Origin of the sequence: Streptomyces tirandamycinicus (assembly GCF_003097515.1) — a bacterium.
Lineage (GTDB): Bacteria > Actinomycetota > Actinomycetes > Streptomycetales > Streptomycetaceae > Streptomyces > Streptomyces tirandamycinicus.
Genome location: NZ_CP029188.1, coordinates 6874362 through 6896375 on the forward strand (window position 1 = coordinate 6874362; position 22014 = coordinate 6896375).

Annotated in this window: 16 protein-coding genes; 8 read left to right on the top strand and 8 right to left on the bottom strand. The window is 72.8% G+C overall.

Annotated features, from left to right (window positions below; all coding sequences use genetic code 11):
- Window positions 1–191 precede the first annotated feature (191 nt).
- The 7 genes from DDW44_RS29670 to DDW44_RS29700 all read left to right on the top strand — a co-directional run bounded on the left by DDW44_RS29670 (window position 192) and on the right by DDW44_RS29700 (window position 6088).
- Window positions 192–992, top strand: coding sequence for a crotonase/enoyl-CoA hydratase family protein (locus DDW44_RS29670; RefSeq protein WP_108908411.1), 801 nt, complete (start codon window positions 192–194; stop codon window positions 990–992).
- 136 nt (window positions 993–1128) lie between these two features.
- Window positions 1129–2250, top strand: a complete 1122-nt coding sequence (locus tag DDW44_RS29675) for a Zn-ribbon domain-containing OB-fold protein (protein WP_108908412.1) — start codon at window positions 1129–1131, stop codon at window positions 2248–2250.
- A gap of 2 nt (window positions 2251–2252) precedes the next feature.
- Window positions 2253–3305, top strand: coding sequence for a thiolase domain-containing protein (locus tag DDW44_RS29680; protein ID WP_108908413.1), 1053 nt, complete (start codon window positions 2253–2255; stop codon window positions 3303–3305).
- Window positions 3295–4464 (top strand): thiolase domain-containing protein, encoded by a 1170-nt coding sequence (locus tag DDW44_RS29685; protein WP_037734874.1) that lies wholly within the window; start codon window positions 3295–3297, stop codon window positions 4462–4464. The genes DDW44_RS29680 and DDW44_RS29685 overlap by 11 nt, the downstream gene beginning before the upstream one ends.
- Window positions 4465–4643: 179 nt before the next feature.
- A complete protein-coding gene (locus DDW44_RS29690) occupies window positions 4644–4886 on the top strand; it encodes a DUF397 domain-containing protein (protein ID WP_018890859.1) in 243 nt (80 codons plus the stop codon).
- Between the two features lie 168 nt (window positions 4887–5054).
- Complete coding sequence (locus DDW44_RS29695; RefSeq protein WP_108908414.1) at window positions 5055–5453, top strand: ACT domain-containing protein; 399 nt, start codon at window positions 5055–5057, stop codon at window positions 5451–5453.
- Between the two features lie 134 nt (window positions 5454–5587).
- A complete protein-coding gene (locus DDW44_RS29700; RefSeq protein ID WP_018890857.1) occupies window positions 5588–6088 on the top strand; it encodes a hypothetical protein in 501 nt (166 codons plus the stop codon).
- A gap of 185 nt (window positions 6089–6273) precedes the next feature.
- Here the strand turns inward: DDW44_RS29700 and DDW44_RS29705 are convergent, their stop codons facing one another.
- The 4 genes from DDW44_RS29705 to DDW44_RS29720 form a co-directional block, all read right to left on the bottom strand.
- Complete coding sequence (locus tag DDW44_RS29705) at window positions 6274–8529, bottom strand: terpene synthase family protein (protein ID WP_108908415.1); 2256 nt, start codon at window positions 8527–8529, stop codon at window positions 6274–6276.
- A gap of 156 nt (window positions 8530–8685) precedes the next feature.
- Complete coding sequence (locus DDW44_RS29710; protein ID WP_108908416.1) at window positions 8686–10593, bottom strand: N-acetylmuramoyl-L-alanine amidase; 1908 nt, start codon at window positions 10591–10593, stop codon at window positions 8686–8688.
- A gap of 398 nt (window positions 10594–10991) precedes the next feature.
- Window positions 10992–11876: a universal stress protein gene (locus DDW44_RS29715; RefSeq protein WP_108908417.1), complete on the bottom strand. Its 885-nt coding sequence runs from the start codon at window positions 11874–11876 to the stop codon at window positions 10992–10994.
- Window positions 11877–12326: 450 nt separating this feature from the next.
- Window positions 12327–13445, bottom strand: coding sequence for an aminoglycoside phosphotransferase family protein (locus DDW44_RS29720; protein WP_026165362.1), 1119 nt, complete (start codon window positions 13443–13445; stop codon window positions 12327–12329).
- Between the two features lie 233 nt (window positions 13446–13678).
- Here DDW44_RS29720 and DDW44_RS29725 point away from each other — a divergent pair, with 233 nt between their 5' ends.
- Window positions 13679–15172, top strand: coding sequence for a DNA-binding protein NsdB (locus DDW44_RS29725; protein ID WP_108908418.1), 1494 nt, complete (start codon window positions 13679–13681; stop codon window positions 15170–15172).
- Between the two features lie 302 nt (window positions 15173–15474).
- Here the strand turns inward: DDW44_RS29725 and DDW44_RS29730 are convergent, their stop codons facing one another.
- From DDW44_RS29730 to DDW44_RS29745, 4 genes are all read right to left on the bottom strand, one after another.
- Window positions 15475–16926, bottom strand: a complete 1452-nt coding sequence (locus DDW44_RS29730) for a PP2C family protein-serine/threonine phosphatase (RefSeq protein ID WP_108908419.1) — start codon at window positions 16924–16926, stop codon at window positions 15475–15477.
- A 428-nt stretch (window positions 16927–17354) separates the two neighbouring features.
- Window positions 17355–17882: an AMIN-like domain-containing (lipo)protein gene (locus DDW44_RS29735; RefSeq protein WP_017948355.1), complete on the bottom strand. Its 528-nt coding sequence runs from the start codon at window positions 17880–17882 to the stop codon at window positions 17355–17357.
- 543 nt (window positions 17883–18425) lie between these two features.
- Window positions 18426–19787 carry an FAD-dependent oxidoreductase gene (locus DDW44_RS29740; protein ID WP_108908420.1) on the bottom strand — a complete coding sequence of 454 codons (1362 nt, stop codon included), beginning with the start codon at window positions 19785–19787 and terminating at the stop codon, window positions 18426–18428.
- A 395-nt stretch (window positions 19788–20182) separates the two neighbouring features.
- Entirely contained in the window at window positions 20183–21790 is a 1608-nt protein-coding gene (locus tag DDW44_RS29745) for a glutamate synthase subunit beta (RefSeq protein WP_108908421.1), read from the bottom strand.
- Window positions 21791–22014: the final 224 nt, after the last annotated feature.

Genomic DNA, 22014 nt, shown 5'->3' on the forward strand with positions numbered 1-22014 from the left:
CGGCCGCACGGAGTGTCCGCCTCGCGGCGGTCGTTCCCGGAGCGGTCATTAGAGCGCCGCCGCCCGCAACTGGGAAGGGGTACCGACGAGGAAATCTGACTGGCTGTCAGAAAACTATTGAACTGGGTCGCGGGCTCCTGCAACCTGTTCCACGTCCGGCGACGCGAGGACGCGAGGACGGGAGGACGGGCATGGCGGGTACGGAACACCTCACCGTACGGCGAGAAGGCGCCACTCTGGTGCTCACGCTGAACAGACCGGAGTCCAGGAACGCGCTGTCCCTGCCCATGCTGGTGGGGCTGTACGACGCATGGCTGGAGGCCGACGCGGACGACGGCGTCCGCTCCGTGGTCCTGACCGGCGCGGGCGGCTCGTTCTGCGCCGGGATGGACCTCAAGGCCCTCGCCGGGGCGGGAATGGAGGCAGGGGGGTACCGGGACCGGCTCAAGGCCGACCCGGACCTGCACTGGAAGGCCATGCTCCGCCACCACCGCCCCCGCAAGCCGGTCGTCGCCGCGGTGGAGGGCCCCTGCGTCGCAGGCGGCACCGAGATCCTCCAGGGCACGGACATCCGGGTCGCCGGGGAGAGCGCCGTGTTCGGGCTGTTCGAGGTCCGCCGGGGCCTGTTCCCCATCGGCGGTTCCACCGTGCGGCTCCAGCGCCAGATCCCGCGTACCCACGCCCTCGAGATGCTGCTCACCGGCCGCCCCTACACGGCGTCCGAGGCGCAGCGCATCGGCCTCGTCGGCAGTGTCGTCCCCGACGGCACCGCTCTGGAGCGGGCCCTCGACATCGCGGGGAGGATCAACGCCTGCGGGCCGCTCGCCGTGGAGGCGGTGAAGGCGTCCGTGTACGAGACGGCCGAGATGACCGAGAGCGAGGGGCTGGCGGCCGAACTGAGCCGCGGCTGGCCGATCTTCGACACCGCCGACGCGAAGGAGGGCGCCCGCGCCTTCGCCGAGAAGCGCGACCCGGAGTACCGCCGGGCCTGACCGTTCGGGCCGCCGGGCCGAGCCGCACAACGGAACCAGCGGCCGAGCCGGCGGCACGGCAACGCCACCACGAGCGGCACCACAAGCGGCTCACCACGGCGCAACCAGCGGCACCACAAGCGGCAGGAGGAGTCCCATGTCCGCCACCCCCGCCTCCGGGGCGCCCTCGGCACCGGAAGTGCTGCGCGCCCCGCTCGTCGTCGAGTTCCCCTTCACCCGCTCCGTCGGCCCCGTGCAGTCCGCCTTCCTCACCGGCCTGCGCGAACGCACCGTGCTCGGCGTCAGGACCACCGGCGGCCGGGTCCTCGTACCGCCCGTCGAGTACGACCCCGACACCTCCGAGGAGATCGGCGAGCTGGTCGAGGTCGGCACCGCGGGAACCGTCACCACCTGGGCCTGGAACCCGGAACCGCGCCGGGGCCAGCCGCTGGAAACGCCCTTCGCCTGGGTGCTGGTGAGACTCGACGGCGCCGACACGGGCCTCCTCCACGCCCTCGACGCCCCCGGCCCCGAGGCCGTGCGCACCGGAATGCGCGTCCGCGTCCGCTGGGCCGCGGAGCGCGGCGGATCCATCACGGACATCGCCTGCTTCGAGCCGTACGCAGACGGCGACGCGGGCCGCGGCGAGGGGGCCGACCCGTGCCGCGGCGAGGGGGCCGACCCGTGCCGCGACGAGGTGGCCGACGCGAGGAGTGACGCGGGCCGCGCCGAGAGGCGAGCGGAGCCCGTGACGCCGGGCGCCGCCGAGAGGGGCACGGCAGCCGGACCACGGCCCCACAGCGGCGCGTTCGACGACCCCGTGACCGGAGTCGTCGCGCCGGCCCGGCTCGACTACACCTACACACCCGGCCGCGCCCAGACCCGCTTCATCAACGCCCTCGCCGGACGCCGGACCACCGGCGAGCGCTGCCCCTCCTGCCGCAAGGTGTACGTGCCGCCCCGCGGCGCCTGCCCGACCTGCGGCATCGCCACCTCGGAGCAGGTCGAGGTCGGGCCCCGGGGCACCGTCACCACGTTCTGCATCGTCAACATCAAGGCGAAGAACCTCGACATCGACGTGCCGTACGTGTACGCCCACATCGCGCTCGACGGCGCCGACCTGCCGCTCCACGGCCGCATCGCCGGCATCCCGTACGACCGCGTGCGCATGGGCCTGCGCGTCGAACCGGTGTGGACGCAAGGCGGCCGGCACCCCGACCACTACCGCCCCACCGGCGAGCCCGACGCGGACTACGACACCTACCGGGAGCTGCTGTAGCCATGCGAGACGTCGCGATCGTCGCCTTCTCCCAGACCGACCACGTACGCCGCAGCGAGGAGGTCTCCGAAGTCGAGATGCTCATGCCCGTACTCCACGACGTCCTCGAACGGACCGGGCTGCGCACCGGGGACATCGGCTTCACCTGCTCCGGCTCCTGCGACTACCTGGCGGGCCGGGCGTTCTCCTTCACGATGGCCCTCGACGGAGTGGGCGCCTGGCCGCCCATCCCGGAGTCGCACGTGGAGATGGACGGCGCCTGGGCCCTCTACGAGGCATGGGTCAAACTCCTCACCGGCGAGGCGGACACGGCCCTCGTCTACGCCTACGGCAAGTCCTCGCCCGGTTCCGTGCGGGATGTGCTGACCCGCCAGCTGGACCCGTACTACCTCGCGCCGCTGTGGCCCGACTCCGTCGCCCTCGCCGCCCTGCAGGCCCAGGCGCTCATCGACGCGGGGGAGACGGACGAGCCGGCCCTGGCCGCGATCGCGGCACGCAGCAGGACCGCCGCCGAGGGCAACCCGCACGCCCAGCTCCGCGGGCCCCGCCCGCAGGGCGGGTACGTCGTACGGCCGCTGCGCACCGGCGACTGCCCGCCCGTCGGCGACGGCGCGGCCGCGGTGGTCCTCGCCGCCGGGGACCGGGCCCGGGAACTGTGCCCGCGGCCCGCCTGGATCCGCGGCATGGACCACCGCGTCGAACCGCACGCCCTCGGCGTACGCGATCTCACCGACTCGCCGTCGACCCGCCTCGCCGCCGAACGCGCCGGAGCCTTCGCACGGCCCGTGGACACCGCCGAACTGCACGCCCCGTTCACCTCCCAGGAGGTGGTGCTGCGCAAGGCGCTGCGCCTCGGCGGCTCCGTGACGGTCAATCCCTCGGGAGGCCCACTCGCCGCCAACCCCGTCATGGCGGCGGGCCTCATCCGCGTCGGCGAGGCCGCCGCCGCCGTCCACCGCGGCGCCTCCGACCGTGCCCTCGCCCACGCCACCTCCGGCCCCTGTCTGCAGCAGAACCTGGTCGCCGTCCTCGAAGGAGAGCCGCATGTCCGCTAAGGAGCCGGTGGCCGTCGTCGGCGTCGGCCAGACCAAGCACGTCGCGGCCCGGCGGGACGTGTCGATCGCCGGGCTCGTCCGCGAGGCCGCGCGCCGCGCCCTGGACGACGCCGGACTCGGCTGGGCCGACGTCGACGCCGTCGTCATCGGCAAGGCACCCGACTTCTTCGAGGGCGTGATGATGCCGGAGCTGTACCTCGCCGACGCCCTCGGCGCGGTCGGCAAGCCGCTGCTGCGGGTGCACACGGCGGGGTCGGTCGGCGGTTCCACGGCACTGGTCGCCGCCGGTCTCGTGGCGGCCCGGGTCCACCGGACGGTGCTGACCGTCGCCTTCGAGAAGCAGTCCGAATCGAACGCGATGTGGGGGCTGTCGCTGCCCGTCCCTTTCCAGCAGCCGCTCCTCGCGGGTGCGGGCGGGTTCTTCGCCCCACACGTGCGCGCCTACATCCGCCGCAGCGGCGCACCGGGTACCGTCGGCTCCCTGGTCGCGTACAAGGACCGCCGCAACGCGCTGAGGAACCCGTACGCACATCTCCACGAGCACGGCATCACCCTGGAGAAGGTGCAGTCCTCGCCGATGCTGTGGGACCCGATCCGGTACTCGGAGACCTGCCCGTCCTCCGACGGCGCCTGCGCGATGGTCCTCGCCGACCGGGCCGGGGCCGCCCGCGCGCCGCACCCCCCGGCCTGGGTGCACGGCGGCGCGATGCGCAGCGAACCGACGCTGTTCGCGGGCAAGGACTGCGTGTCGCCGCAGGCCGGCAAGGACTGCGCGGCCGACGTCTACCGGCAGGCGGGCATCACCGACCCGCGGCGCGAGATCGACGCCGTCGAGATGTACGTGCCCTTCTCCTGGTACGAGCCGATGTGGCTGGAGAACCTGGGCTTCGCGGCCGAGGGCGAGGGGTGGAAGCTCACCGAGTCCGGCGTGACCGAACTCGACGGAGACCTGCCGGTGAACCCGTCCGGCGGGGTGCTCTCCACCAACCCCATCGGCGCCTCCGGGATGATCCGGTTCGCCGAGGCGGCCCTCCAGGTGCGCGGCCGGGCCGGCGCCCACCAGGTGGCAGGGGCCCGGAAGGCCCTCGGCCACGCGTACGGCGGCGGCTCGCAGTTCTTCTCCATGTGGCTGGTCGGTGCCGAGCCGCCGGCGACCTGAACGCGGGGACCCGGGAGCGGCGCGCAGCGGTCCGCCGAGGTGTCCGGTCCGTCGAGGTGCCCAACCCGGCAAGGCGCCCGCCCGGTCCTTCCGGCGGCGACTCCCGCCGCGGCGGCCTGTGCGCGCCCGGCCCCGATCGCTACGCTGACCCCGGACGAAGAACCGGGAGGAGCAGGGACGTGGCCGACATCATCACCACAGAGCAGCCGCTTTCGGGTTGGGACAAGCCGGACCTCGACCTCAGCCAGGCGGACTGGCAGTCGGGGTCCCAGGGAGCGGGTGACGTGCAGATCGCCTTCGTCGAGGGCTTCATCGCGATGAGGAACGGCGGCCGCCCCGAAAGCCCGTCACTGATCTTCAGCCCGGCGGAATGGCGGGCCTTCGTCATGAACGCCCGGCACGGTGAGTTCGACCTCACCTGATCCGCACCCCGGCGGCGGCCCGTGAGAGGCGCCGGATGGGCCCACAGCCCGGACGCCGGCCTTCGAAGAGAAGGCGCAGACCGCGAGAGCCTCCCTGGTTCCCAGGTCCTCATCCCCCCGGCGAGGGGTCACCCCGCCGGGGGACCGGACAGCCCTAGGCTGCGGATCATGACTCCAGAGCACGATCTCGGCCGTCTTCTGAGCGGCATGCGGCCCGAACTCCACCCCGGCCGCTACGTCTTCACCACCGTCCCCGCAGCGGTACCACCCGGCCTCGCCCCCGTGGTCACCGTCACCGAGGACGAGGGCCTGACCCTCGTCGTACGCAGGGAGGAGGCCGACGGCGCCGGGCTGGCCTACGACTACGTCGCCGGCTGGATCACCCTGCGCGTGCACTCCGCACTCGCCGCCGTCGGGCTCACCGCCGCGGTCGCCACCGCCCTGGCCGGCGCGGGCATCAGCTGCAACGTCGTCGCCGGTCACCACCACGACCATCTGTTCGTTCCGTACGAACGCGCGGAGGAGGCCGTCACCCTCCTGCGGGAGCTGGCGGAGCGCACCGGCTGAGGTCACGGCCCGGCGCGCCCGCCCGGCCGGCCCGCTCCGGCGTGTCGTATGGGCCGAGGTCACGGTGCTCCGGCGGGTCGCGCGGGCGTGCGCCCGGTCGGCGGCACCGGCCCCCGGGCACGTACCATGTCGGCATGTCCTTCCTCCGCCGCCGCAGCGCCTCCACCCCCGCGGGCCCGGACTTCGACGTCCTGGCCATGGACCCGGGAGACTGGCCCGGCAATCTGGGCGCCGGGCTGCTTCCCGCGCCCGACGGCAGCTGCCAGGGCGTCTTCCTTCGCTACGACCTGTTCGGCGGCCGGGGTCCCGCGATGATCATCGGCAATCTGCCGGAGGGCTCGCCCGCCCGTGACGTCGCCGAGGGGGAGGCCCCCTTCGAGGTCGCCCAGCTGCTCGCGGCTCTGGATGACGACGAGGAGGTCACGGTCGTCGGCACCGAGGACGTCCCCGTCATGCAGGGCGACAACCTGCTGATCGTCCGCAGGGTCAAACTCTCCCAGGACCGGATCTCCTGCGTGCAGTTCGACCGCAGCGACAACGTCCTCGTCACGATCGCGAGCTGGGACCGGCCGATCACCGACGATCTGTACGCGCTGCTGAAGCCTCTGCCCGCGGAACTCTTCCAGCAGGGCTGACCCGCCCCGCCCGGTGAGCCCGGGCGGGGGAGGAGTCCCGCCGCACCCCGTGTCCCGTCCCGGCCGGACAGACCCAGACCCGGACCCGGACCCAGGCCCGGTCACCGGGCACCGCATGCCCGCCCGGGCCGGGACACCGCGTTACGGCCCCGGCCCGGCCCCGCCCGGACACCCCGGCGCGCGGTTCAGAACCGCACGGTGCCCGCCGCCGCGCCCACGGCGGGGAGTGGTCCCCCGGCACCCGTTCCCCCACGGGACCGGAGCAGACCGGCAAGCTTCGCCGCCGACATCCCCAGCGCCAGGGGCCCGTCGACGCGCAGCGCCGATCCCGCGCCCGACCACACGTCCTCCGCGCCGTAACGGCGCGCCTTCAGGTGCCAGTTGAGGATGCCCGCGAGCCAGTCCTCCAGTTCCCGCACAAAGGCGTCCAGTGCCGCCCTGCCCCGCGAGTCCAGCGAGAACTGCTCGTGCAGCAGCGGCAGTTCATGCTCCTTCACATGGAGGAACTGGCTCAACCGCGACCGCATCAGATCGTCGACGATCGCGACGGCGGCACGGTAGTCGCAACCGAAGAAGCTCTGGACCACCAGCAGCCCGTTGTGCACCTCCCCCTCGACCTCGATCTCCTTCTGGTAGGAGAAGAAGTCGTTCATCAGACACGCGTAGTCCGCAGCGGAGTTCTCCAGGCTCCGCATCGCCCCCGTCTCGTGGATCTCCGGCGGCAGCTCCCCTTCGTGCCGCAGCCGGCTCAGCATCATGGTGAGGTCCGAACCGAACGTGCAGCGCCGCATCTCCAGATAGTCCACGGGGTCGGGCACCCGGTGCTGGGCCTGGTTGTGCAGCTCCCACAGCCAGCTCTCCAGCATCACGTCCATCGCACGCCGCAGCCCCGCCCGCGCTCCGGGTCCCATCGGCCCGGCCGTCCGCGCCCAGAGGTCCGCGAGCGACCGCTCCATGGGACTCACCGCGACCGCCGCACCCGACGCCGGGTCGTCGAGCGGCATACAGGCCATCAGCCGTTCCGTACACGCCTTCGCGCCGACGAGATCGCGGCGGCGGCCGAACACCAGCGGGTAGTAGTCGTCCCCGTAGGTGCCCCACGTCAGCCACTCCGCGCTCAGCTCCAGCTCCTCGGCGGTGGCGTCCGGGTCGATGCCCGCCGAGCAGAGCGCGAAGTCGAAGCCGGTGAGGAGCGCCTCGTCCCAGACGTCCCCGAGCAACCCCATCCGCTCCGCCCAGGCGATCGACAGGCTCCGCACCTCCTCGTGGTGCGGGCTGAGCGTCAGCGGGAACGGGCAGTCGAACTCGGGCAGCAGCGACGGCCCCGTCTCCCGGTGCGGGACATGCGTCAGGGACCGCAGGCGGGCCGCCGCCGGCCGGCCGAACAGCGTCCGCACATCCAGGGCCGACGTCCCGAGCACTCCCTCGAACATCGACGGCCCCGCCAGCGCGCCCTCGTTCATATAGCGGCTGGAACGCAGATGCCACTCGTGACCGCCGGACTGCCAGTCCTGCAGGCCCTTGGCGTACGCGGCCACCGCCGCGCACTCCGCCGGATCCAGCCCGCGCTCCGCACAGAGCGCCGGGACCTCCGTGAGCGCGGTGTTCTCGAACTGCTGCAGCCGCGACGTCAGCAGGTCGTTGACCGCATCCGCCGCCTCCTGGGTGGAGCAGCCGAGGAACTTCTCCAGCACCAGCACACCGTTGCTGTTCTCGCCCTCGTCGCCGACCTCCCGCTCGTACGAGAACAGGTCGTTGCGCAGATGCACCGCGTCGGAGAACGCGTCCCTCAGCACCCGCATCGGCCGGGAACCGGCGACCCGCGCCGGGACCTCCGCACCCGCCGCGAACTCCACCAGCCCCGCCGACCACGGCGCCCCGCCGACCTTGCGGCGCATCTCGATGTACTCGACCGGGTTGGCGATCCGGCCCCGGTCGATGTTGCGCAGCTCCCACAGCGACTCGTTGAGCAGATGCTCCGTGGCCTCGGCGAAACGGGCACGCCAGGCCGCGGACATGCCGGGTGCCGTCCGCGCCCACAGGTCGGCGAGACCCGCCTCCACCTGGTTGGTCGGTTCGGGCACCCCCTGCCCCGGGTCCGGCGGCATGAACGCGGGCAACCGGTCGAGATAGGCACTGCCTCCCGCGATGTCACGCGGGCGCTTGTAGACCTCCAGGAAATGGTCGTCGAAGAAGAACACCCACACGTACCAGTCCGTCACCAGCGAGAGCGTCTCCGCCGAGCAGTCGGGATGGGTGTAGGCGCACAGCAGGGCGTAGTCGTGCGCCTCGAGATCCTCGAGCTCCCAGACCCCCGAGCCCTCCAGCATCCCCATCCGGCGCGCCCATCCCCGGGTGTGCTCCCGAGCCGTGTCGACATGGGGATTGAGGCGCGCCGGATGAGGTACGTAGAAATCCGGCAGTTCGAAGGGCTGTGCCATACGTGCCCGGCCTTTCGGTGAGCGTCCGCGCGCGAGCCGCGCGGACCGGTCGGCGTACGGGCCAGCCCTACCCGTCGCCGCTGCGGGCCACGCGGCCCCGGTGATCACCCGTCCGGATGAACCGGGGGCGCGCCGCCACCCCGGCCGTCACGGCTCCTACCGCTCCGCCACCCGCACGTCGGACGCCTTCACGAAGGCGACCCGGTGGCCGAACTGGATCTCGTAGTACCGCTCCTCGCCGCGCACCACCGTGTGCTGCGACGTGTCGAACGTCGTCGCCCGGTAGTACTCGCCGGGCGTGCTGCCGGCGGTCACATACCTCTGCCCCGCGGGCAGCCTGTACGGCAGCGGCGTCACGGCCTGCACCGGAACACCCGGCGGGTACGCCGACGCCTCCGGATAGGCGCGTCCGTACACCGGAACCTCCGCCAGCCCCTCGCGCGGGGTGACGAGCACGGCCCGCGTGCCCACCGCGGTCGGCCGGGTACGCGGATTGTGGAACCAGGCCTTCTGGCCCAGGTACCACACGGCCGTCCAGTCTCCGCGGCGCTCCGCGACGGCGTACCGCTGCCCCGTGGAGGCCCGCGCGCCGGTGTCGTTGACGCCCGTCGTCGAGTCGCCGCCGCCCGGGCGCAGCCCGATGTCCTTGACCAGCGGCGCCGACGCGTCCGGGGCGGTGTGCAGCCGGACCGCGCCCGAACCGTGCGGCGGGCAGCTGTCGCCGGGCTTGACACAGCCCGTGTACACCGGCCGGTGCCGGTCGTAGTCGGGACGGATCGTCACCGCGGCCGCGCCGGGTCCGGCGGTGGCGACGAACGGCCGCCCCAGCAGCGTGAAGTAGTGCGCCCAGTCCCAGAACGGACCCGGGTCGGTGTGCATGCCGGGGATGGTCGACGGCAGCGTACCCGGGACGTTGTCGTGGCCGATGATGTGCTGCCGGTCCAGCGGGACGCCGTACCGCCCGGCGAGATGGCGCACCAGCCGGGCGGAACTGCGGTACATCGCCTCCGTGTACCAGGCGTCGGGACTGACGAGGAAGCCCTCGTGCTCCAGCCCGATCGACTTGGCGTTGACGAACCAGTTGCCGGCGTGCCAGCCGACGTCCTTCAGCCTCAGATGCTGGGCGACATGCCCGTCCGAGGACCGCAGCGAGTAGTGCCAGGACACATACTCCGGGTCCTGGACCAGCCTGAGGGTGGTGTCCCAGGTCGCCTCGGTGTCATGGATGACGATGTACTCGACCGACTGCGACGCGGGCCTGTCCGCCTTGTCGTGGTTGCCGTAGTCGCCCGCACCGAACTGCTCGTACGGGGCGGGGATCCACTCGCAGGCCACGGTCACCGGACACTCCGTGAGCGTGCGGTCGGCGGTGCGCAGACCCAGCCGGGCCACGGCCGACCTGTCGGGCCGCACACCCGCGTCGGCCCGCAGCGACACCCGCTGACCGCCGTCCGTGGTCCGGCTCTGACCCGTGCGGATGACGTCGAACACGTCGTCCGCGTACGCCGCCGCGGTCGCCGTGTCATCGGCGCCCGAGAACCGGGCGACCGCCCCGTACCAGTCCGCCGCGCCGCCGCCCGCGGCCCGGCCCAACCGCCGCTGGGCGTCGGCGAGCAGCGCCGCGCCGCCCCGGATGTTCGCGGCCGGGTCGGTGCGCAACCGCTCGGCGGGGATGCCGGTGAGGTCCGCCGCACGCTCCAGGGTCCGCAACCGGGCCGGAAGCGCGGCACGCTCCTCGGGCGGGTCGCCCTGGCCCGTCCGGGGAGCCCGGGCCGTGTCGCCGCGGGGGTCCTCGGCACCGTGCGAGTGGTGGGGAGCCTCGGCCAGGGCCGTCGCGGCGTCCGTCAGATGCATCGGCCCGTAGCCGCCGGTGACGCTCGGGGCACCGCCGTGCCCGTCCCAGCGTGACTGCAGATAGGAGACACCGAGCAGCACACTCTGCGGCACCCGGTACTCCGCGGCGGCGTCCGCGAAGGCGCGCTGGAGCCCGCCGGACGGCGCGGCCTGCTCCGCGGTGGCGGACGGGGCGGCGGACGCCAGGGTCAGCAGCAGCGCCGCGAACACCGCCCCCCGCCTGCGAGCATGTCTCGGTCGTACGAGGACGGGCGCCTGCAATGCAGCCTCCAGCGACGGATGGTGCGCGAGGGACCCGTACAGGGGTAGCGGCTCCCGGACGATCCGTCAATGAGGCTCAGCGACACGGAAGTCCACGTCCGTCCACGCCGGTGACGGCGAGCCCGCGGCCTGCGGCGCGTCAGTGGAGTGGACCAATGATCATCGGTGACGGGCCGTCGTGTCCGGCCCGCCGGCGCCGGTTCCCGCCCCCGGGGGCGTCGTGACCCCCGCACTGCCGGGAGCCGGGGGCGACGGCACGTGCGGGAGGCGGCGCTGCCGCCGGGGGCCGCGATGTCGCGCCGGCCACCGCGACCGGGGCGTCCGGCTCCCCACCGACGACACCGGGCTCAGTTCGGCGGCACGACCGCCACGGGGCAGGGCGCGTGGTGCAACGCGGCATGGGCGACGGATCCGATCCGCGAACCGACGGGGGAGCGGTGCGCGCGCCGTCCGACCACCAGCAGCCGCGCCCGGGCGGTGGCGGACAGCAGCACCTGCCCCGCGCTGCCGATCTCGACGTGCTCCGTCACCGGCACCCCGGGGTAGCGCTCCCGCCAGGGCTTCAGCGCCTCCGCCAGCGCCTTCCTCTCGAACGGCTCCAGGCCCCCGGCCTCGTCCGCGAGCCTCATCGAGGAGGGGCTGTAGGTGTACAGGGTCGGCAGGCTCCACGCACGCACCGCGCGCACTCCCACCCCGTGTGCGGCAGCGGTCCCGAAAGCGAAACCGAGGACGGCGTCGCAGTCCTCCGGCGAGCCCTGCTGCCCGACCACGACCTCGTCGCCCCCGCCGGGCTCGGGGACCGCGGCCTGATCCTCCCCGGGTGCCCGTACGGCGACGACGGGGCAGGCCGCGGCGGCGATCACCTGCTGGCCGTAGGAGCCGACGAGGAACCCGACGACCGCGCCGTGCCCGCGGGAGCCCAGCACCAGCATCGTCGCGCGCTCGGCCTCTTCGAGAAGCGCCGCCACCGCCGTGTCCGCAACCACCTCGGCGGACACCGGCACGTCCGGGAACCGCCTGCCGATCTCCGACTCCGCCTCACGCAGCAGACCCTCGGCCGCCCGTGCCTGCGCCTCCCGGTCCTGAACGATCGGCACATCGAGCGGCTGCCACAGCCATGCGTGCACCAGGCGGAGCGGAAGCCCTCGGCGCGCCGCCTCGCGGGCCGCCCAGTACACCGCCGCCCGGCTCTCCGGCGATCCGTCCACTCCTGCGGTGATGGGTCGGGCCATGGGGGGTGGTGCCTCCGTCCGGGGTCCGGGCTCGACCGCGCGGGCCGCCCTGTGCGAATCGGTCCAGCCGATCACGACCCTACACGGGCGGACCGGCCGGCCCCGGCCACCCCTGCCGCCCGAACCGGCCGCGGCCCGTCACCAGTTCCCCGCGCCGGACTCGCCCCCGTCCACCGCGGTCCGTCCCCCGGGCAGGGCGGCGCGGCCGGTCAGCGGGGCGGGTGACGGGCGATCTCCGCCTCGGTCCGGCGGGGTACGGAAGCCGGGGGCAACAGACGCCGCGCGCAACGGACGCCGGGCGCAGCGGACGCCGGGGGCAACGGACGCCGGGCGCGACCGGCTGCCGGAGCCGCCGTACACCCCGGGGCGGCGCGACCCCGGCACACGACAGAGCGCTGTGCGTCCAGTGTGTCGGCACTGGGCGCACAGCGCTCTTCCCCCTCGTCGCGGTCAGCGGGTGCCGACCGCCGCGCGCACGGCCCGCCGTGCCAGCGCGCAGTCATCGTGCAGCCGCCGCAGCAGCAGCCGCTGCTCCTCACCCGAGGAGAGCCCGGTGTGCGGCGGCGGAACGGAGCCGGCCGGCGGTGCCTCCCGCATCGTCCGCTGCACCGCCGTCTCGTAGGTCCTGATCTCCCGCGTCAGCACCAGCATCAGGTTCACCAGGAAGGCGTCGCGCGCCGCCGGGCCCGACTGCTGGGCCAGCTGGCTGACCTGGCGCCGTGCCACCGGGGCGTCCCCCAGCACCGCCCAGAGCGTCGCCAGGTCGTACCCCGGCAGATACCAGCCCGCGTGCTCCCAGTCGACGAGCACCGGGCCCGTCGGCGCGAGGAGGATGTTCGACAGCAGCGCGTCGCCGTGGCAGAACTGGCCCAGTCCGCCGTGGCGCCCGCCGTGGTGCGCCAGCCCGTGCAGCAGCTTCTGCAGATCACCCAGATCACGGTCCGTGAAGAGCCCGAGCTCGTGGTACCGGGCGAACCGTGACGCGTAGTCGAGCGGCGCGTCGAACGTCCCGGCCGGCGGCCGCCATGAGTTCAGCCGGGCGACGGCCCCGAGCGCGGCCCGGATGTCGGCGCGCGGCGGAGCCTCTGAGGGGTGCCGGGCGAGGGCGGCGGGGCGCCCCGGCATCCGCTCGACGATCAGCGTGCAGTTCTCCGGGTCCGCGGCGATGAGCCGGGGCACGCGCACCGGCGGCCGGTGCCGGACGAACGCACGGTATGCCGCTATCTCGTGCCGGAACCGCTCCGACCACGCCGGCGACTGGTCCAGTAAGCACTTGGCGACGGCCGTCATCCTCCCCGTCGTGCCGACGAGCAGCACCGAGCGACCGCTCCTGCGCAGCACCTGCACCGGGTTGAACTCCGGGCAGATGCGGTGCACCGAGGCGATCGCCATGCGCAGCTGCGCGCCCTGCGGGCCGGACAAGTCGATTCTCCCGCTGAGCGGTTGACCGACCGCCCCCGGCCACCGCCGGGTCCTGCCGGTCGTGGAGGGTTCGAGCAACGGCCCGCCGGCTGCCTGAAGGGTGCGCGGGCGGGGCGGGGCGGACACGGAGGACTGTGCTGTGTACATGGGCGATACAGATCCCTTCGTGTGCCGACAACTCGCGTGCGCGGCCCTGCCCCGGAAGCCTTCGGCACCCTGGGGAATGCGGTCTCGCTCCCGGGGCGGGGTGGCGCTTTCCTACCTGACACCCGGCCGCGGGTGGCACACCATGTGGCGGACCCTGGCGAACCCTGGCGAATAGTCGCGACGCATCTGACAGGGGGTTACTGTCAACTCAGCCGAGAACCTGGGGGCTTGACGTGACCGGAGAACCCAACACCCGTCTCGCGGACCTGTTCGGCCTCGCCGGCTGGTCCAAGGGCGAGCTCGCGCGGCTCGTGAACCGGCAGGCGGCGGCCATGGGCCATCCGCAGCTGGCGACCGACACCTCGCGGGTGCGGCGCTGGATCGACATGGGGGAGTCCCCCCGCGATCCCGTGCCGAAGGTGCTGGCGGCTCTGTTCACCGAGCGACTCGGCCGTGTCGTGACCATCGAGGACCTCGGGTTCGTACGGCACGGGCGCACGCGCAAGCGAAGGGAGGCCGGCAGTGCCGGCCACCCCGACGGACTGCCCTGGGCACCCGGACGTACGGCGGCGGTCCTCACCGAATTCACGGGAATGGACCTCATGCTCAACCGACGCGGCTTGGTGGGCGCGGGCGCCGCGCTCGCCGCAGGCTCCGCACTCAGCAGCGCCATGCACGACTGGCTGCACACCGACCCCGCTCTCGCCACCCACGCCCCTCGTGTCCACGACCCCCTGGGCGCCGACCCCGCCGGGTTCGACCGCTACGAAGCCGCCCCCATCGGGTCGCAGGAGATCGACGCCCTCGAGCGCTCCGTCGAGGTCTTCCGCGCCTGGGACGCCTCCCGCGGCGGCGGGCTCCAGCGCAAGGCCGTGGTGGGCCAGCTCAACGAGGTGGGCGGCATGCTCGCCTACCGGCACCCCGACCACCTCCAGCGCCGCCTGTGGGGCGTCGCCGCCAACCTCGCCGTACTCGCCGGCTGGATGTCCCACGACGTCGGCCTCGAACCCACCGCCCAGAAGTACTTCGTCATCGCCGCCCACGCGGCACGCGAGGGCGGCGACCGGCCGCGCGCCGGCGAGGCCCTCTCCCGGGCCGCGCGCCAGATGGTGCATCTGGGCCGTCCGGACGACGCTCTCGACCTGATGAAGCTCGCCAAGTCCGGTTCCGGCGAGGCGACACTGCCCCGCACCCGGGCGATGCTGCACACGATCGAAGCCTGGGCGCAGGCCTCCATGGGGCGGGCGCAGGCGATGCGCCGGACCCTCGGCGAGGCGGAGGAGCTGTTCGTCTCCGACAAGGGGGACGTGCCGCCGCCGAGCTGGATGCAGATGTTCGACGAGGCGGACATGCACGGCATGCAGGCGCTCGCCTACCGCACCCTCGCCGAGCACGATCCGGCCGCCGCCGGTATCGCCCAACGCCATGCCAAGCAGGCGCTGGAGCTCAGGGAGGGCGGCCGTCAGCGGTCCAAGATCTTCGACTACATCTCCATGGCGTCGGCGTGCTTCATCGCCGACGACCCGGAACAGGCGGACAGGTACGCCCGGTTGGCGCTGGTGTCCATGGGGGAGACCTCGTCGCACCGCACCTGGGACCGGCTACGGGAGATGTACCGTCTGACCGGCCAGTTCGCCGGCTATGCGAAGATCGAGGATCTGCGCGAGGAGATCCAGGACGCACTGCCCAGCAGTCCCTCCAGGAGCGCGCGCAGTGTCAGGATCTGAGCCGTGCCCGGTAGCCGGCAGGCTTCTGCTGACTGCTGACTGCTGACTGCTGGTAGATGGCAACGGGCCGCTGACTGACGGCAGATGACAGATGGCAACTGACAGCTGACAACTGACAACTGACAACTGACGAAAACTGTCATACCCCCGATTGTTTACACGATCCCTGCATGACCGCCGGTGTGGGCCGTGAGGGACGGGCCGTGCCGTGGGAGGAACGATGGAGGAACGTAAGCGGCGAAGACGCACACAGCACGCGCACACTGGCGGCCGAACCGGCTCACAGGGCACCTGTCCCACACCTATCGGGCGACCCTGACCACCATCAGGGAGGCGTCGTGCTGACGCTCGCCCCTGTCGAACTCCTCGACGATCAGCCGCACGCAGTCCTGTGCGCTCCGGGCGACGGTGAGGCCGGGGGCGAGGGCGAGCAGGCGGTCGTGTCCGGTGCCGTCGTGGGCGGCTCCCGTTCCTCGCGTCAGTCCGTCCGTGTGCAGAACCAGCACATCGCCGGGCAGCAGGCCGATCTCGTCCTGCTCGTAGGCCCCTCCGGCCGTCGCGCCGAGCAGGACGCCGTCCGGCTGGGGCAGGGGGTGTCCCGTCCCGCCGCGGAACAGCAGTGGGGCAGGGTGTCCCGCCTGTGCCCAGGAGAGCACCCGGGTGGCGGGGTCGTAGTGGCAGCACACGGTGCTGCCGAGCGTGGGCTGTGCCGAGGAGTCGAGCAGCACGTTGAGATGGCCCATCAGCGGGCCGGGAGGGATGCCGGCCACGGCGAGAGCCCGAAGTGCACCCATCAGCATCGCCATGGTGGAGGTCGTGGCGGCCCCGTGACCGGTCAGGTCGCCCACGCTCAGCAGCGCTCGTCCGCCGGGCAGTTCCAGGGCGTCGAACCACTGGCTGGCCATGAGTGCCCCGCTGGGCGACGGGAAGTGGTGGCCCGCCAGGTCCAGTGCCGCCGGGCCGTTTCCGGGGAGGCTGCGCCCTCCGCGCCACGGCGGAAGGACCGCTTCGTGCATCTCCGTCGCCACACGGCGCTCGGTGCGGTCGATGTGCTGCCGCCGGGTGAGGGTGTCCTGGGATTCGCGCACCGCGCGCTGGGATCTGCGCAGTTCGCTGACGTCGCGGAGGACCGCCCACATCGCGGCGGTGCAGCCGTCGGCGTCGAGGACCGGTTCGCCCATCATATGGAGTGTGCGGACCCGTCCGTCGCTGCGGACGATGCGGAACTCCCCGTCGATCGGCTTTCCGTCGACCAGGCAGTCCGTCACCATCTCCGTGAGTAACCCCTGGTCCTCGGCGAACACCACGGAGGGCAACTCGTCCAGCGTCATCGGGTCGGCGGCGGTGGGACGTCCGAAGATCTGGTGCAGTTCCTCGGACCAACTGACCTCGTCCGTCAGCAGGTTCCACTCGGCGCTGCCCACCCGGCTGAGCAGCGAGTCCGGATGCAGCGGCGGGTTCTCGTACCGGGCCTGCTCATCCGCTTCTTCGGCCGGGCCGCCAGGCTCCGGCAGGGCGGGGAGTCCCTCCTTGAGCTGACCCAAGTGCGTACGGAGATCGTCGAGTTGGTGGACTGCCAGGTCGCACAGGGCCCGCTCCCAGCGTCCCTGGGGGTCGTCGTCGTCCACCACGGCGTCCCGCCGCACCGCGTCCACGTCTCCGCGCAGTCGCCGGGTCTGCGAGATCAGCTCGTCCACCGAGTCGCGCCGGGGAGGCTGCGGGGCGGGACGGTCCGCGAACAGATGGGACGGCATGTCGTACTCCGATGCAGGCGCGGCATGGCCAGGTCTCGGTAAAAGACCGGTTACGACTGTTGCACAGGTAACGGGGGTGTGTAAGGGATTTGGCAACACTCGATACGGTGGTGCACCTGGCATATGTCAATGGCTCACGGTGTGTCCGACCAGCCATAACATCATTCCCTGTTACTCCTGATGCCTCGTGAGGCGTGACTCCAGGATGTCCTGTTCGATGCCTCGTGGCGTCGCGGCCGACATCGAACCGGGCCGCTGTCTCAGTCCCGTGCGCGGTGCAAGCGGCGCCGCGTCACCGGGACCGGGGCCGGGACCGGAAACGTCATGGAATCCGGCCGCACGGTGCGGCCGAGAGCCGGCAGCGGAGGGCCGGGGCCTGATGGCCGCGGTGCGGGACGCGTCCGCGGCCACCGGCTCCGTCCGTCCGGTCAGGCGCCGCACCCTGCGGGGGCACGCCTCACGTCGATCACGATTCGCTCGGGCGCGTGGAGGCGCGTGGTCTTGTAGACCGGCTTGGAGTCGAAGGCCGCCCCGAACGTGACGTAGCCCTCGAAGTCCCCTGTCATGGCGAGCCCCTTGAGCGTGGGCAGGTGGATCTTGAGCAGTTTCGGCCCGCGGTAGACGGAGCGGCCCGCGTCGTCGTGCGCGGCGGCGGGGGAGAGTCTGACCTCCAGGAAGTGCTTCCCGGCGAGCGGGACCTTGTGTCCCGTGCCGTCGTACCGCAGGGCCTTCACCGGTCGCACCGATGCGTGCGGCTGGGCGCCCCGGAGGTCGATGACGAAGCGGTCGAAGGAACCGTGCCCGCCCCAGCGCGCGTTGGTCACCAGAGTCGTGGCGGGAGCCGCCTCCGTGGCCGTGGTGCGCGGCGGGGCGGCGGAGGCCGGGACGGTGGACCCGACCCCGGCGGTGAGCAGAACACCGGCGGCGACAGCCGCAAGGCGTGGACGGCGGTACATGGGCGTCCCCCTGACTTTCCTGAGCACGGGACGGCGGTGTCACCAGGGAAGACACTTCGGAAAACCATATGGTTGCGGTGCAATTGCCGATTTCGGGCCCTTTCCCGGCGGGGCTGTGTAGCCCGTCCCCCGTCGGGGTGCATCGGTAGGTCGCCCGTGGGCCCCGGGCACAGGATCCCGGTGCCTGCATTCCGCCTCCGCCCGTGCGGGGCGAGTCCCGGCGGCAGCGCCCCGCGCCCGGTCCCCGGCTTCGGCCCCGCCGCTGCCGCCCGGCCGGCCACCCATCGAGGGGCTGTCGAAGCGACTGTCGAAGCGCCTGCCGTCCCGCGCCGAGAGGAAGCACGTGGCCGGTCCGTGGGCCGGTCGTCCGAGCCCGAGCCTGAACCCGAGCCCGGGCGCTCGGTCGACGGCAGGCGGCAGCGGCAGGCGGACCGGTGGCCGGGAAGCCGCCGGGCCGCCGGTCCGCCTGCCCGGGCCGTCAGTCAGGCGCCGCTCTTACGGACCGTGCGCGACAAGCCCGGCCTGAGGCGCGGAATCCGTCCGTCAGGCGCCGCTCGCGCGGAGCATGCCTTCGCGGTCCACGATCTTCACCCGCTCGCGGCCCTCGGGCTCGCCCAGCGCGCGCTCGGCCGCGTCGAGCCGGTACCAGCCGTCCCACGTGGTGTAGCGCACGTTCCGGTCCTCGAGGAAGGCGACGACCGCCTCGGGGTCCGGCGCCGACGGCGTGTGCAGGCGGTCGTTGGCGTGGTCGTCGAGGAGGCTCGCGACCGTCTCGTTGGCGTCGCCCTTGGTGTGGCCGATGAGGCCGACGGGGCCGCGCTTGATCCAGCCGGTGACGTAGGTCGACTGCAGATGCCGCCCGGCCTCGACGACGCGGCCCGCCTCGTGCGGCACCGTGCCGCTGCCGAGGTCGAAGGGCAGCTTGGCGATCTCCTCGGAGAGATAGCCGACCGCCCGGTACACCGCCTGCACGTCCCAGTCGCGGAACTCGCCCGTACCGGTGACGTTCCCGCTGCCGTCGAGGGCCGTCCGCTCGGTGCGCAGCCCCGTCACCCTGCCGTCCTCGCCCACGACCTCGACCGGGGACTCGAAGAAGTGGAGGAACAGCTTGTGCGGCCGGTCGCCGACGTCGCGGATCGCCCAGTTCTCCAGCGTCTTGGCGACCATGTCCGCCTGCTTGTTGGCGCGGCGCGTGGCGATGGACCCTTCGTCGTAGTCGATGTCCTCGGGGTTGACGATGACCTCGATGCTGGGCGAGTGGTCCAGTTCGCGCAGCTCCATGGGGCTGAACTTCGCCTGCGCGGGACCGCGGCGCCCGAACACGTGCACCTCGCGCGCCCTGTTCGCGGCCAGCCCGTCGTATACGTTCGCCGGGATCTCCGTGGGCAGCAGCTCGTCGGCGGTCTTGGCGAGGATGCGCGCCACATCGAGCGCGACGTTGCCGACGCCGAGCACCGCCACCTTCTCCGCCTCCAGCGGCCAGGTGCGGGCCACGTCCGGGTTGCCGTCGTACCAGGACACGAAGTCGGCCGCGCCGTACGAGCCGTCGAGGTCGATGCCGGGTATCCCGAGCGCCCGGTCGGCGTTGGCTCCCGTGGAGAAGACGACGGCGTCGTAGAAGGCGCGCAGGTCGTCGAGACCGATGTCGCCGGGGTAGTCGACGTTGCCGAACACCCGGATCTGCGGCTTGTCGAGGACCTGGTGCAGGGCGGTGATGATGCCCTTGATCCTCGGGTGGTCCGGCGCCACGCCGTACCGGATCAGCCCGAAGGGGGCGGGCAGCCGCTCGAAGAGGTCGATGGACACGCCCGGGTCGATGGCGGCCTCGGACTTCAGCAGGGCGTCGGCGGCGTAGATCCCCGCGGGTCCGGCTCCTACGACAGCTACCCGCAGGGGGCGAGGCATGACGATTCCCTTCGAACGGCAACGGTGGTTTCGTGGACACTCTCTCACCCGGATGACCTGGTCAGGTAAGGGGGCCCTAATTTATGACCTCATAAGTCAGGCTTATGGGTTCTGCAAGGCGTGGCGGGGGTTCGTCGTCCGCGCCCCGCTCACCCGATGCCCTCGTGCGGGTCCGCCGGGCGATCGCGGCCGCCGGTCGCGCGAGCGGGTGCCGCCCGACTCGCGCCTCCTTCGCCGAGCGGTCCACGGGCCCCCGCCGGCTCCGCGTCGATCGTGGGCCCTCGTCGTCTCCGCGTCGGTCCGTGGATGCCCGCCGTCTCCGTGTCGGTCCGTGGACCCCCCGCCGTCTCCGCGTCGGACTCCGTGCCGGTCCGGAACTCCGGATCGGCCGCTCCTCAGGCGACCAGGGGCCGGTCCCGGGGTGCGATGGGCGCCGGCAGCACGGTGGCACCGGTGAGGTAGCGGTCCGCCGCCGCGGCGGCCGCCCGTCCCTCCGCGATGGCCCAGACCACCAGGGACTGCCCGCGCCCCGCGTCGCCGGCGATGAACACGCCGTCCGCCGGCGTCTGCCCGGTCGCGCGCCCCAGTCCTCCCGCCCGGTCGTACTCCCCACCCGTCGGGGAGCCCCGTTTTGCGGACGCGTCCCGGCCGGACGGCCGGGACTTCCGGGACCTCCGGGGCGGCCGGGCCGGGAGGGCGGCGAAGGCGCCGTCGCGGGCGAAGTTCCCCCGCTCGTCCACGGTCAGCCCCAGCTGCTCCATCAGGCCGGAGCCCTGCTCGGGGCCCGAGAAGCCCAGGGCGATCAGTACCAGGTCCGCCGGCAGCACCCGCTCCGTTCCCGGCAGCGGGCTCCTCGCAGCCGGTTCCACCTCCGTGAGGCACAGTGCCCGTACGCGCCCGGAGGCATCGCCTTCGAACTGCAGGGTCGCCGACGAGAACAGCCTGGGATCCATTCCCTCGCGTCCCCGTGCTTCCGCATGGGCATGGGAGATCCGGTACACCTTCGGATGTGTCACGGGCCACGGCTGGGCATCCGGCCGGGTCTCCGCGGGCTCCGGATTGATGTCCAACTGCACCGCGGAGAGCGCGCCCTGACGCAGGACGGTGCCGAGGCAGTCGGAGGCGGTGTCCCCGCCTCCCACGATCACGGCGTGCCTGCCCTCGGCGCTCACCGGGGGAGCGGCGTAGTCGCCCTCCTGCACCCGGTTCGCGTACGTCAGGTAGTCCATGGCCTGGTGGATCCCGTCCAGCTCGCGGCCCGGCACCGGCAGCTCGCGCTGCTCGGTCGCGCCCACGGCGACGATCAACGCGTCATGGCGCCGCCTGAGCTCGGCCGCGTCCAGCTCGCCGCCGACGTCCACACCCGTCCGGAACTTGGTGCCCTCCTCCCGCATCTGCTCGATGCGGCGGTCGAGATGGCGCTTCTCCATCTTGAACTCGGGTATGCCGTAGCGGAGTAGCCCGCCCGGCCGGTCCTCGCGCTCGTAGACGACCACGGTGTGGCCCGTACGGGTCAGCTGCTGCGCCGCCGCCAGTCCCGCGGGACCGGACCCGATGACGGCGACGGTCTTGCCGCTCAGGCGCTGCGGCGGCTGCGGCGGTGCGTACCCCCGCTCCCACGCCTCGTCGGCGATGGTCTGCTCGACGTTCTTGATCGTCACCGGGTCCGCGTTGATCGCCAGGACGCACGCGTCCTCGCAGGGCGCCGGGCAGAGCCTTCCGGTGAACTCGGGGAAGTTGTTGGTCGCGTGCAGCCGTTCCGCCGCGGCGCGCCAGTCGCCGCGCGAGGCGTACGCGTTCCACTCCGGGATGAGATTGCCCAGTGGGCAGCCGCTGTGGCAGAACGGGATGCCGCAGTCCATGCAGCGTCTGGCCTGCTCGGACACGAGCGGGAGCAGCGCCTGCCCCGCGTAGACCTCCTGCCAGTCGCCCAGGCGCTCCTCGACCGGGCGCGGCGGGACGGGCCGCCGGGGGATGCTGAGGAAGCCGCGTGGGTCGGTCATGCGCCGTCTCCGTCGTCCGCTAGCACTGCACTGCGACGTTCTGACCAGCGTACGCCTGGTTCATCCCGTCTTGTCAGGGTTCCGGTCGTGCGTGGTCCCGGGGACGCCCGGGACACCCCGCCCCCACCGGCCCCCGGTGACCTCGGCTGCCCCCGTGGCCTCCGCTGCCCCCGTGACCTTCGCCGCTGCCGCTCGCACTCCCGTGCCTCCGCCGCCTCCGCCTC

Coding starts and splice junctions, on each gene's coding strand:
- DDW44_RS29670 (WP_108908411.1), top strand. CDS start 192: ATGGCGGGTACGGAACACCTCACCGTACGGCGAGAAGGCGCCACTCTG.
- DDW44_RS29675 (WP_108908412.1), top strand. CDS start 1,129: ATGTCCGCCACCCCCGCCTCCGGGGCGCCCTCGGCACCGGAAGTGCTG.
- DDW44_RS29680 (WP_108908413.1), top strand. CDS start 2,253: ATGCGAGACGTCGCGATCGTCGCCTTCTCCCAGACCGACCACGTACGC.
- DDW44_RS29685 (WP_037734874.1), top strand. CDS start 3,295: ATGTCCGCTAAGGAGCCGGTGGCCGTCGTCGGCGTCGGCCAGACCAAG.
- DDW44_RS29695 (WP_108908414.1), top strand. CDS start 5,055: ATGACTCCAGAGCACGATCTCGGCCGTCTTCTGAGCGGCATGCGGCCC.
- DDW44_RS29700 (WP_018890857.1), top strand. CDS start 5,588: ATGTCCTTCCTCCGCCGCCGCAGCGCCTCCACCCCCGCGGGCCCGGAC.
- DDW44_RS29705 (WP_108908415.1), bottom strand. CDS start 8,529: ATGGCACAGCCCTTCGAACTGCCGGATTTCTACGTACCTCATCCGGCG.
- DDW44_RS29715 (WP_108908417.1), bottom strand. CDS start 11,876: ATGGCCCGACCCATCACCGCAGGAGTGGACGGATCGCCGGAGAGCCGG.
- DDW44_RS29720 (WP_026165362.1), bottom strand. CDS start 13,445: ATGTACACAGCACAGTCCTCCGTGTCCGCCCCGCCCCGCCCGCGCACC.
- DDW44_RS29730 (WP_108908419.1), bottom strand. CDS start 16,926: ATGCCGTCCCATCTGTTCGCGGACCGTCCCGCCCCGCAGCCTCCCCGG.
- DDW44_RS29735 (WP_017948355.1), bottom strand. CDS start 17,882: ATGTACCGCCGTCCACGCCTTGCGGCTGTCGCCGCCGGTGTTCTGCTC.
- DDW44_RS29740 (WP_108908420.1), bottom strand. CDS start 19,787: ATGCCTCGCCCCCTGCGGGTAGCTGTCGTAGGAGCCGGACCCGCGGGG.
- DDW44_RS29745 (WP_108908421.1), bottom strand. CDS start 21,790: ATGACCGACCCACGCGGCTTCCTCAGCATCCCCCGGCGGCCCGTCCCG.